The sequence below is a fragment of the Vibrio sp. 779(2023) genome (assembly GCF_033344285.1).
In the GTDB taxonomy this organism is placed as follows: domain Bacteria; phylum Pseudomonadota; class Gammaproteobacteria; order Enterobacterales; family Vibrionaceae; genus Vibrio; species Vibrio alginolyticus.
The window spans coordinates 1-12,084 of the sequence record NZ_JAWPOM010000026.1; the positions used below are offsets into that span (position 1 = coordinate 1).

At 43.7% G+C, this 12,084-nt stretch carries 10 protein-coding genes; 3 read left to right on the forward strand and 7 right to left on the reverse strand.

What is annotated here, in order from left to right:
* On the forward strand, positions 1 to 3,624 hold a 3,624-nt coding region (locus tag R8O70_RS21930; protein ID WP_318184376.1), incomplete at its 5' end, for a VWA domain-containing protein.
* A gap of 53 nt (positions 3,625 to 3,677) precedes the next feature.
* Here the strand turns inward: R8O70_RS21930 and R8O70_RS21935 are convergent.
* Together R8O70_RS21935 and R8O70_RS21940 are read right to left on the reverse strand one after the other, a co-directional pair.
* Positions 3,678 to 4,871 (reverse strand): class I SAM-dependent methyltransferase, encoded by a 1,194-nt coding sequence (locus R8O70_RS21935; protein ID WP_054574168.1) that lies wholly within the window; start codon positions 4,869 to 4,871, stop codon positions 3,678 to 3,680.
* 160 nt (positions 4,872 to 5,031) lie between these two features.
* Positions 5,032 to 6,435 (reverse strand): methyl-accepting chemotaxis protein, encoded by a 1,404-nt coding sequence (locus R8O70_RS21940; protein ID WP_053304484.1) that lies wholly within the window; start codon positions 6,433 to 6,435, stop codon positions 5,032 to 5,034.
* A gap of 90 nt (positions 6,436 to 6,525) precedes the next feature.
* Between R8O70_RS21940 and yccX the strand changes: the two genes are divergently transcribed.
* A complete protein-coding gene (gene yccX / locus R8O70_RS21945; RefSeq protein WP_017634611.1) occupies positions 6,526 to 6,798 on the forward strand; it encodes an acylphosphatase in 273 nt (90 codons plus the stop codon).
* Between the two features lie 2 nt (positions 6,799 to 6,800).
* On the opposite strand, the gene R8O70_RS21950 is transcribed toward yccX, so the two are convergent.
* Positions 6,801 to 7,130 carry a TusE/DsrC/DsvC family sulfur relay protein gene (locus R8O70_RS21950; RefSeq protein WP_005377396.1) on the reverse strand — a complete coding sequence of 110 codons (330 nt, stop codon included), beginning with the start codon at positions 7,128 to 7,130 and terminating at the stop codon, positions 6,801 to 6,803.
* 408 nt (positions 7,131 to 7,538) lie between these two features.
* Here R8O70_RS21950 and R8O70_RS21955 point away from each other — a divergent pair, with 408 nt between their 5' ends.
* Positions 7,539 to 7,913: a chromosome partitioning protein ParB gene (locus R8O70_RS21955; protein ID WP_042523006.1), complete on the forward strand. Its 375-nt coding sequence runs from the start codon at positions 7,539 to 7,541 to the stop codon at positions 7,911 to 7,913.
* Positions 7,914 to 7,989: 76 nt separating this feature from the next.
* Here R8O70_RS21955 and R8O70_RS21960 read toward each other — a convergent pair whose 3' ends face one another.
* The 4 genes from R8O70_RS21960 to R8O70_RS21975 all read right to left on the reverse strand — a co-directional run bounded on the left by R8O70_RS21960 (position 7,990) and on the right by R8O70_RS21975 (position 11,979).
* Positions 7,990 to 8,652, reverse strand: a complete 663-nt coding sequence (locus tag R8O70_RS21960) for a Bax inhibitor-1/YccA family protein (protein WP_025766607.1) — start codon at positions 8,650 to 8,652, stop codon at positions 7,990 to 7,992.
* 249 nt (positions 8,653 to 8,901) lie between these two features.
* Positions 8,902 to 9,651, reverse strand: a complete 750-nt coding sequence (locus R8O70_RS21965) for an amino acid ABC transporter ATP-binding protein (protein ID WP_005377400.1) — start codon at positions 9,649 to 9,651, stop codon at positions 8,902 to 8,904.
* Positions 9,652 to 9,674: 23 nt separating this feature from the next.
* Positions 9,675 to 10,772, reverse strand: coding sequence for an amino acid ABC transporter permease (locus R8O70_RS21970; RefSeq protein WP_138939226.1), 1,098 nt, complete (start codon positions 10,770 to 10,772; stop codon positions 9,675 to 9,677).
* A gap of 1 nt (position 10,773) precedes the next feature.
* A complete protein-coding gene (locus tag R8O70_RS21975) occupies positions 10,774 to 11,979 on the reverse strand; it encodes an amino acid ABC transporter permease (RefSeq protein ID WP_005377402.1) in 1,206 nt (401 codons plus the stop codon).
* Between the last annotated feature and the right edge of the window lie 105 nt (positions 11,980 to 12,084).

A 12,084-nucleotide genomic window follows, 5' to 3' on the forward strand; every position in this document is an offset into this window, starting at 1 on the left:
ACGGCAACGATAGTGGATGACGGCAGTGGCCCGGGTCCCGATCCGGATGATGACCGTCCAAGCGTGACTATTTCAGATGCTGGCACCATTAATGAGGGTGAGACAGCCAACTTCAAAGTGACGCTATCGAACGCGTCTGAAGCGGAAACGCAAGTAGAGTTGGGTCTTAATCTCGGCGATACCGAAGTCGGTGACTTAGGCACCTTAGAATACAACACAGGCTCCGGTTGGGTTGCAGTGCCAAACGATGGCGTGGTAACGGTGCCAGCAGGGCAAACTGAGTTTGATGTGCGCATCGCTTCCATTGATGACGCCGTTTATGAAGGCCCTGAAGACTTCAGCGTGACAGTAACCGGCATTGGTGCAGTGCAAGGCAGCGATACCGGTACGGCAACGATTATTGATAATGATGCTCCTCCTTCTATTTCAAATGTTGTGAATGCAGTTGTTTCGGAAGAAGGTTTAGCTAATGGTATCCCTGATAATACAGGAGCACCTTCAGACACCACTAACTCCGCAAGTTTCTCAGGAACATTCACAGTTGCCGATCCAGACACGGCGAATGTTTCAGTGGTATTGGCAGGCCCTAACAACCTAACATCAGGAGGGGAGCCTATATCGTGGACGTGGGACAACAGTACTCAAACGCTGACTGCGAAAACTGCTCACCTGAGCGTTGTTGCTACTGTTGTGCTGAGCGAGCCTTCAGCTTCAGGTCAAGGCTCTTGGGACTATACTATTACTCTGTTTGAGCCACTTGATCATCCTGTTAATGATGTGGAAGACATCATCAACTTTGATTTACAGATTTCTGTAAGTGATGGACAAACAACAACATCTCAAAGCTTAAATGTGGCCGTTGAAGATGATTGCCCATACGTGCCTGTGGTTGTTCAACCCGTCGATGTGTCGCTTACTGGTGCACCTAACGTTCTGACAGGGCGCATAGATTTTGCAGGAAGTGAGGCAGACGCAACCAGTCGAACATTTGGGGATGTTGTTGTGACTGCAAACGGTTTTGTGTCTGACGAATCTGTGATGCTGGGAACAGCTGAAATCAATCAATCATCAGAAGGGATTGGCGTTAAAAGTTCTGGTAACAACGGCTTCCAATTAGAAAACGAAGTCGATTATCGATTCGCGGGTAATGAGGGTGTATCAGAGCAGTTAATCATAGACTTAGGCAATAAAGTTGCTTACGGAGCAGAAATAGAATTTGAGAAAATGTTTGGTGGTGAACTTGAGAAAGGAATCGCATCTTTTTATAGAGATGGTGTATTAATTGCTCAGCAATCGTTCAGCTCTGACGCAAGCAGTGGTGATTACGCGGCAAATTTCAATGTTCAACAGGGAGGCTTTGATAAAATCATCCTCGAGGCGACCAGTAATGGCAATGGCCCGGATACTGAAGACAACAGTGACTTTACCGTTAAATCAATAACCTTTACAGGTGCGTACTCTGGCGTGCCAATTGCTAGTGCGGATGGGAACCTCGGTGCTGTATATGGAGCTGATGGCCCTGGTTCTATAGTCTTAAATGGAGGTGAGGCTGGTTTAGAGACTCTAGATGGTAAAGACGTGTTGATATACGTCGATCCACAAAACTCTAATAGACTGATTGCAGAGGCTGATGGAGAGCTTGCATTCGAAGTTCAACTTACACCTAGCACTGGAAAGTGGGAGTTCTTCCAATACTTGCCTTTGACCTCACCTTATGGCGATGGGGATATCGATTTTAACTACACGATTACTGATAATGATGGCGACAGTAAAACGGGGTACTTTTCTGTCAACCCTTACGCCCCACCAATTGTAGAAAGTGTAACACTAAACGTTTCTGAGGAAGGCTTAAGCAACGCCATTGCTGATGACTCTGCTCTAAACGGCTTTGATGACACAACTGACTCGAGTACTGATGTAGAACAATTGACGCTGGGTCAAACCGTTGATTCTGTTACGCTCAGTGAACCATCTACAGCTCTTACTAGTAACGGTATCTCTGTAACGTGGACGTTATCAAATAACGACCAAATGCTTATCGGTTCAGCGAACGGTGAAGAGGTTATCAAAATATCAGTCAATGATACTGGAGTGGTATCTACGGAGCTTCTTGGTCCGATTGATCACTCCAACCCATCTGGAGAAGACACCTTAAATATTGAGGTGCCTGTGCTTGTCTCGAATGCTCGTGGTCTTACTAACTCCACAACGGTCAACGTTATTGTGGAAGATGACTCACCAGATTCTGCATCTATTATTCACGATGTAGTTGCAGAAACTAAAGAAAGTGCCAACGTTCAGCTCATAATGGATGTCTCGGGTTCTATGCGAACGGATAATCGCTTGCAGATAATGAAAGATTCGGCAACTCAGTTATTGAATCAATATGAGTCTATCGGTCAAACGCGAGTTCAAATTATTACTTATAGCAGTACAGCATCCACTTACGCTATAGGTGCTGCGACGTGGCTGACGGTCGAGGAGGCCAAAGCGTATATTGAGACGCTAACTGCGGGTGGCGCGACTAACTATAACAACGCGCTAAATGAAGCAAAACAGTCATGGGATGATGTAGGTAAGTTAACCAGTGCGTCGAATGTTAGTTACTTCTTGTCAGATGGTCAGCCAAACCCTGCGTCATCATTTATAAACGACGCTCGCGAGCAGAGTTGGATTGATCACCTAACCGATCCTGATAATCAGATAACAGCCCTAGCGTATGGTATGGGCGTTAATCTTATGCCGGAGCAATTAGATCGCGTAGCATATGATGGCTTTTTGAATCAAGACCTTGATGGTGTTGTGGTTCCTGACGTAACTCAATTACCTCCGGTTATGTTGCAGTCAGTGATTCAACCTGTTGGGGGGAACTTGATGTATACCACTTCTCCAGATACAGGTATTGGGGCAGATGGTGGTTATATTAGCGAAATAGAACATGACGGTGTCACTTATTCGTTTGATGGTACAGACCTAATAGTAACTGACAATAACGATGGTATTTCGCATGCATTTGACGACACAACGATGCAGCTTACTATCTATATCGACAGCAAACATACTCTGGAAATCGACTTAAACGATGGTGCGTATGCATTTTATGGTGCGGTGGGTGATACAGTTGAAACGTTAGACTTCGATTATGTATTGACGGATAACGATGGTGATCAAAGTGAGAACACCCTGCAATTCGTTATTGATGAAAACGGAGGAGTAAATGCTTCAAGTAATGGCTCTGCAAATATTATTGAAGCTGAAGTAGACGTAAGTCATGACATCTTGATCGGTAATGATAACGAGGCAGATGTCTTTAAATGGGTCAACGACTCCTTGGATACAGGAACAGATCTAATTAGAGGTTTTGAGAGAGATTTGGACACCTTAGATCTGAGTGAAGTCGTTGAAGATGCAGGGCACAATACGATAGAAGAACTTCTCAATAGTATTGACTTGAACATTGATGGCGATGACTTATCTCTAGAAATAACCCATAACGATGGAAACTCAATTCAAACTATCGTAATAGAAAACGGGGCGACAGAGTTTAGTGATTTAATCGTGGGAAATGCGGACTTTGAGAGAGATGTGTTATCCGCACTAACTAAGGTTAACTTAGAGCCATAATGAAAAAGGGCCAGTAGGCCCTTTTCTTCTGCTTTGTCTTACTTATTCGTAGCCTAAAGCACTTTACATGCAAAACCTTTTAAGTAGAAACCTTCTGGATATGCTGTATCGGTTGGGTGGTCAGCGGCTTGTTCAAAACGCTCCACAAACTTTACTTGGCGGTTAGCGTCTACGGCTGCATCAGCGATGATTTTCTGGAACAGAACTTGATCCATCAAGCCAGAGCAAGAGTAGGTCAGTAGCGTGCCGCCCGGTTTTAGAATTTGCATTGCTAGCATGTTGATGTCTTTGTAACCACGACATGCGCCGTTTAGTTGTGCTTTGCTCTCTGCGAACTTCGGTGGGTCCATGATCACAACATCGAACTGAGTTCCTTGATCACGATACTCACGAAGCAGCTTAAACACGTCTGCATTTAGGAACACGGCACGCTTCTTCGAAATATCAAACTCGTTTAGTTCTGCGTTGAATTTTGCGGTATCTAAAGCAGGTTGTGACACGTCAGCGTTAATCACACGCTTTGCATCACCTTTTAGAGCGTAAAGTCCGAAGCCACCTGTGTAAGAGAAGCAGTTAAGAACTTCTTTGCCTTTCATATATTTCATCGCTTGCTGGCGACTATCACGTTGATCTAGGTAGAAACCTGTTTTGTGTCCGCCAACGATATCTACACTAATCTTTACGCCATTTTCTTCGATGACGACCGATTTAGGTGGCTCTTCGCCGTGCAAGACGCCCGTGATCTCTTTTAAACCTTCTTTTTTACGAACGGCCACGTCAGAGCGCTCGTACACATTACAATCAGGGAAGCACTCAACCAGAGCGTCAACAATAGCCTGCTTATTGTGTTCTGCGCCAGCACTGAGAAGTTGGCACACAAAGAAATTTTGGTAACGGTCGATCGTAACGCCTGGTAAGCCGTCAGACTCTGCTGCGATAAGGCGATAACCCGTAAGGCCATCACGTTCGATAATGTCTTCACGAAGAAGTTGTGCGTCTTTAAGTCGTTTAACGAAAAACGCGGTGTCGATTTCTTCTTTATCAAAACTCCAAATACGAGCACGAATTTGCGAAGCTGGCGAATATGCCGCCTTAGCTAGCCATTTACCGTCGTGAGTGAATACATCAACCGTTTCGCCAAGAGCAGGTTCGCCCTCAACTTTGTTGATGCCTCGAGAGAAGATCCAAGGGTGCTTGCGCTTGACCGATTTCTCACGACCTTTAACCAAATAGATAGCAGCTGTCATTTCATTAGCTCTTGTTGAATTTTGAAAGGGGCGTATTGTCCGGGATGTGAATGGTAAAAGCAATATCCCTCGGCAATCCAGTACATTGTAGTGACTTTTAAATACAAAAAGGTCACTAAAGTGACCCTTTTATTTGAATTTGCTGTAATAGATTCCGTTGCTATGCTTTAAGTCCAGTAAGTAGTGCTTCCATTGTGTCGCTTTGCTTACGCAGTTGATCAACGTTTTGTGAAGTCGTGCTTATCATATTGCACACGTTATCTGCTTGAACTCGAATTTCTTCAACGCTTGAGGCGATATTGTCCGCGACTACACCTTGCTCTTCAGCTGCTGTTGCAATTTGAATGCTACTGTCGGAGATAGTTTGATTTTTATCTGCCAAAGAGCCGATTTCGTGATTCACTTCCGTCATGAGGTTTTGTCCCTCATTTGCATTATTAACTGTCACTTCCATCAGCTTAGTAAGCGACTGGCTGTTACGCTGTAATGATTCAATCATCGTTTGGATTTCAACTGTCGCTTGCTGAGTGCGTCCCGCAAGAGCGCGAACCTCATCCGCAACGACCGCAAATCCACGACCTTGTTCTCCAGCACGTGCAGCTTCAATAGCCGCGTTCAGAGCAAGTAGGTTGGTTTGCTCGGAGATCCCATTGATTGTTGTCACTACTTCATCAATTTGTGCTGCATTGGCATCTAACTCGGCAACGGCTTGAGACGCAGATTGAATCTCATTAGAAAGGTTCGAAATCGAGTGAAGCGTATTCTCAACTTTCACTTGTCCAGACTGAGCCACGTTACGTGCATCATCGGTTTGCGTGCTTGAATCGTGAGCTAGTGTCGCGACTTCTCGAATCGTTGATGCCATCTGTTCAGTTGCACTCGCAAGAGAGTTGAGGTGTTCCTGCTGAGTCGCTGAAATATCTGAACTGTGATGAATCGATTGATTCAGATCTGAGCTAATTTGTTGCATTAAAGCCACAGACTCTTGAATCGACAGCACCATTTGTTGCTCTCGTTCTGCAACTTTGTCTATCGTAATAGCAATTTCACTAAACTCGTCGCGAACAGGGAAGAAGTTCATTCTCGCAGTTAGGTCGCCACCAGCAAGAGTGTTTAATGCTTTGTTCATCGTGAACATCGCGCCGCCAATAAACGTCATGATGTAGTAAACGCCAAGAGCGAGAATAAACAAGCTCACACAGATGATGCTCACTTGAGTCGTTGATAGGGCAGTCCATAAAGAAAGTTCATGGTTTGCAACCAAGCTGTACGCACCATTTAAAACTGACACGGATTGCGGCCCTGAGCCAATAGAAACGGTTTCTGAACCCGCTATGAGGCTTGCTACTTGAGATTGAGAAAGGTTGCCTGCCTCTATCAGACCTTTCATAAGCATGAGCTCTTCTTGGTACATACTTGAGATCAGTGTATTAGCCGCGCTATTAAGGACGAGAGTGAGAATGACTAAAGCAAGAAGAGGGAGAACGAAGAGCAAATAGAACTTTTCTTGAATCTTTAAGTGAATGAGATACTTATCAATCCAGCGGAATGGAATTTCTTTCATAATTATAATAACCGTGCAAAAACCCACTATCCTTAGTGGGGTGAATAGACGAAAAGAATATATCACTCAGTAAAAAGAAGCGGTACAAAGATGAACGTAAAGTGTGAGAGATTTATAGTAAAAGGTCATGTTCAAGGCGTGGGCTTTCGTTACCATACTTCCCATCAAGGATTGAAGCTAGGGTTAACAGGTTATGCGAAGAACCTAAACAATGGTGATGTTGAAGTGATGGCGTGTGGAACAGACGCGCAAATAGTTGCGTTTTCGGAATGGTTACAAGAAGGACCGCGAACGGCAACAGTAGAGCATGTGATGCAGGAACCTGCGTCGTATAAGCCGTTACGCGGTTTTAAAATTTTATGAATCTACAAGCATTTAGCTGGCTTTGGTAGGCCGGCTAATTTGGTTGCTTGTTTGGCTGGCCCCTTTTTAAACAGCTTGAATAGATACTTACTGTTACCTTTTTCTGGGCCGTGCGCTTTTTCCATCGCTTTCACAAGCATACGCACTGCAGGGGAGGTATTAAACTCTTCATAAAAGTCTCGCACAAAATGCACAACTTCCAAATGAGCATCCGTAAGCTCGATGTCTTCTTCTTTTGCTAAAAGCTCAATCATACCTTCTTCCCATTGAGTATGATCCAATAAGTAGCCTTGAGCATCCGTTTCAATTTCTTTGCCGTTGTAAACGAACATAACGTTTTATCCGTTAAGTAAACATGGATGTTTATAGATTAGCGACAGCCGAGAATGTTCTCAACAAAAGAATCTCGAAGTCGTATCGAGCGAATCAAAAGCGTACAAAATGGTGAGTGTTTTTGACTGAGCTAGGCACTTTGATAGAAATGCTCTTTTATTCAAATAAATAGGAAACTATTCAGTTTGTTAGAAATTTTACGGGGTGAGTACCAACGAAATTGCATGGATATCCAGGCTTATTCATTTTTGTTTTGGTTTTTTCTTGGCTACTTGTCTGATTATGGGATTTTATGGGTGAATGAATAGCTGACAACGTTGTGTTTGTTTTCATAGACCGATATTCTCATTGGATTAATGAAAGCCTGTATTCAGGTTAGAAACAACAATGATGACAAGGAGTTAGTCATGTCGAAACAACGTTACATTGAGATTAATGACAATGTAAAATCCACTTGGTCCATCGAGCGAATTTGGCAACTTGCAGAATCCTTACCTGTAGAAGAAATTGCGATTGCTGATATAAAAGGCCCAAATGAAGTGACTTGGTTTAGTCATGAAGGGCCACAGCCAACCTGCCGTGAAATTGCAAAACATTGCCAACGAATCAACAATGCTGATTTGTCGTATCCGGTAATCTTAACCAGTGACTATCGTGTTTTTGACGGTATGCACCGAATCGCCAAGCAAATCATGTTAGGAGAGGAAACGATTAAAGTGAGACGCTTTAGAGAAAACCCAGAAGCTGACGAAGTTATCGAGTTGGCGGTAGACCAAGCGTAACAAACTGAATTACTTGCAAAGAAAAAGCCCGAAGGAATTACCTTCGGGCTTTTTGATTCTACTTAACGAGAAACGATTAATCGTCGTTCATGATGCCTAGAATGCTTAGTAGGCTGATGAAGATGTTGTAGATTGATACATACAAAGTTACTGTCGCAGAGATGTAGTTTGTTTCACCGCCACGAATAATGCTTTGTGTTGTCATCAGGATCGCCATAGTAGAGAAAATGATAAACAAGCTGCTCAACGCCAAGTGTAAAAGGGTTGATTGAATAAAGAAGCTTGCAATCATGCCCACAACCAGCACAACAAATAGTGATAGCATTAAGCCACCCATCATCGATAGGTCACGTTTCGTTGTTAGTGCGTATGCCGATGCTGCCATGAAAGATAGTGCCGTACCACCGAGTGCGGTTAATACGATATCGCCCATGCCTGCACCTATGTACATGTTTAGAATAGGGCCAACGGTGTAACCTAAGAAGCCAGTAAATAGGAACGTAAACACAAGGCCAAGACTGTTGTTACGGTTTTTCTCTGTTAAGAATAATAGGCCGTAGAAACCAACCAGCATTAGGATGATACCTGGATGTGGAAGGTTAAATGCCATTGCAACGCCAGCAACGACTGCCGACCATAAAAGTGTCATTGAAAGTAGAGCGTAAGTATTACGCAATACTTTGTTCGTTTGTAGAGCACTTTCTTGAGTTGAAGTGCGGGTAAACATTGGACTGTTCATAATCTTCCTCGATAAGAGACTTTCTTTTAAGTACATTTATGGGATTGAAAGTTCAAAAAATCAAGCCCTAACCATACGTAACTTAGATAAAATAATAATAGAAATAAGATGTTATGTATTTGGCAACTTGTAACACAATATTACTGCCTAGCATAGCTATGTTGATTCTTACACAGATTTTTGAATTTAGTAACAAAAAGCACTGGCTTCATAGAAACCAGTGCTTTTTTATGTCGATTCGGCTAAATCTTAGTGGTGTAAGATTTGCGCTAGGAAGTTTTGGGTCCTATCCGATTGAGGATTCTCAAAGAAGTCGACCGGGTTGTTTTCTTCGATGATCTCTCCTGCGTCCATGAATATCACGCGATCGGCAACTTCTTTAGCAAAGCCCATTTCATGTGTCACACATAGCATAGTCATGCCTTCCTCGGCGAGTTCGACCATTACATCCAGTACTTCGCGAACCATTTCCGGGTCGAGTGCAGATGTTGGCTCATCAAAAAGCATGACTTTAGGGTTCATACACAAAGAGCGAGCAATCGCCACGCGTTGTTGCTGACCACCAGACAACTGACCGGGATACTTCTCCGCTTGGTCTGGAATTTTAACACGTTCCAGATATTTCATCGCAACTGCTTCTGCCTCATCTTTTGGCATCTTCTTCACCCAGATAGGCGCGAGCGTACAGTTTTCCAGTACGGTTAAATGAGGGAAGAGATTAAAGTGTTGAAAGCACATGCCCACTTCTCGGCGTACTGCTTCAATGTTCTTTAAGTCTTCAGTTAATTCCGTACCAGAGACGTAAATGCTGCCTGCTTGGTGTTCTTCAAGGCGGTTAATACAGCGAATCATCGTTGATTTTCCCGACCCTGATGGACCACAGATAACGATTTTCTCGCCGCGCTTAACGTCGAGGTTAATATTTTTTAGTACGTGAAACTCACCATACCATTTATTCATGTCCTTCAATTGGATCATGTAGTCTTGTTGTTGCGTCATAATACGTCCTTGCTCTTGATGAGTTATCGTTTGTGACCGGTATGAAGTTTGTTTTCAAGCCATATCGAATAGCGCGACATGCCAAAACAAAATACCCAAAACACTAACGCGACAAATACATAACTTTCTGTAGCAAAACCTAACCATTCAGGGTCGGTGTTTGCTGCTTGCCCTATACCGAGTACGTCAAACATGCCAATGATGAGTACTAAACTGGTGTCTTTAAACAAACCGATGAAGGTGTTCACGATAGAAGGAATAGTAATCTTTAGCGCCTGTGGCAAGATAATCAGCCCAGTCTTTTTCCAGTAACTTAACCCAAGCGCATCAGCGGCTTCATATTGACCTTTCGGAATGGCTTGTAGACCACCGCGTACCACTTCTGCCATGTAAGCGGAGGCAAACATAACCACACCGATAAGGGCGCGAATCAGTTTATCTGTCTCTGAACCTTCAGACATAAATAATGGAAGCATAACCGAAGCCATGAACAAAACCGTAATCAGAGGAACGCCACGCCAAACTTCAATGTAGACGGTACAAATGCTGCGAATGATCGGCATCTCTGAACGTCTACCAAGCGCAAGCACCACACCAATTGGCAATGAAACTACGATACCAACTAGCGCAATAATGAGCGTAACGAGTAGTCCACCCCACTTGTGTGTATCTACCACTTCTAGTCCAAAGACACCACCGTATAAAAGTCCAGCGATGATGAATGGGTAGATGTTTACGAAGAAAAGCCAAATCCACATCCGTTTCGGTGTCTTCTCATACGCGAGTAAAACAGTAAATATGGCTAATGTGACATAGAACAGGCGAGGGCGCCATAGTTCGGACTCTGGATAAAAACCATACATGAACTGCTCCCAGCGCACGCTGATAAATACCCAGCAAGCACCATCTCGGCTACAGTCGTCACGCGTTGAGCCAATCCAGTCTGCGTTAATAAACGCCCAATCCACGATATACCATATTGCAGTTACGACAATATACGCAAGAATGACAGTAACAATGGAATTGATAGGGCCATTAAATAGATTTTTCCGCATCCAACCAACGAAGCCTACAGTATTGGCGGGTGGCGGGAGATCCGGTTGAAATTGATGAGTACTCATATTATCTCTCCACCAGCGCGACTTTACGGTTATACAAGTTCATTAATGCAGACGTAATCAGACTTAATGTCAAGTACACGCCCATCGTCATCGCAATGATCTCAATCGCTTGTCCCGTTTGGTTCAGGGTAGTACCAGCAAACACAGAGACAAGATCTGGGTAACCAATCGCCATCGCTAACGATGAGTTTTTGGTGAGGTTGAGATATTGACTGGTTAAAGGTGGAATAATAATTCGTAACGCTTGAGGAATGACAACAAGCTTTAAAGTTTTCGAGCGTGGTAAGCCTAGCGACATCGCTGCTTCGGTTTGACCATGGCTAACCGCATTAATACCAGAGCGCACAATCTCAGCAATGAAAGAAGCTGTATAAACACTCAATGCCAAAAGTAGCGCAGCCAATTCAGGAATAATGCTAATACCACCTCGGAAGTTAAACCCTTTTAGTTCAGGATAATTCAGTGAAATTGGCATACCAGCAAGGAAGTACACAACCAATGGAAGGCCAACAACTAAACCCAAAACTATTCTTCCCATTGGGGTTTGTTGCCCAGTGAGACGTTGCTTATTATTCGCCCATACATTAATTAATAAGCTTGCGATTACCCCGAAGATTAACGCGGCAATAACGTAGCTACTGCCAGGTTCCATAGTCGGTGCAGGGAAATATAAGCCACGAACGTTCAGGAAAATAGCTTCACCAAGACTTAAGCTTTGGCGTGGTGAGGGTAATGCTTGAAGAACAGCGAAATACCAGAAGAATATTTGCAGAAGAAGGGGGATATTTCGGAAAGTTTCGATATAAACTGCCGCTAAACGACTAACTAACCAGTTAGAAGAAAGGCGGGCAACCCCCATGGTAAAGCCAATCACAGTAGCCAGAATAATACCTAATACAGAGACTAACGCCGTATTAAGAAGGCCGATGATAAATGTTCTACCGTAAGAGTACGTTTCATCGTATTCAATTAATGTTAACCCAATACCAAACCCGGCTTCTTGATTCAGAAAACCGAAGCCCGTTGCAATACCACGAGCATCTAAGTTATTGAGAGCGTTGTTTACAATCGTGTAAAAGAAAAATACCAGTGCAGCAATGGCAATGATCTGGAAAATAGCAGAACGAAAGGCAGGATTATAAATCAGGCTCTTGCTTCCGCTTGGTTTGGACATCGTACTTGGCGATGCATCTTGTGTCGGTTTCATACAGCGATAACCTCAAACCTTAGTTATAGATATCGGCCTGTATAACGAAGTTTCGTCCTTGCTGGCTAAAGAATAACGCTCTCATGTCTAGCGGCTTACGAACCT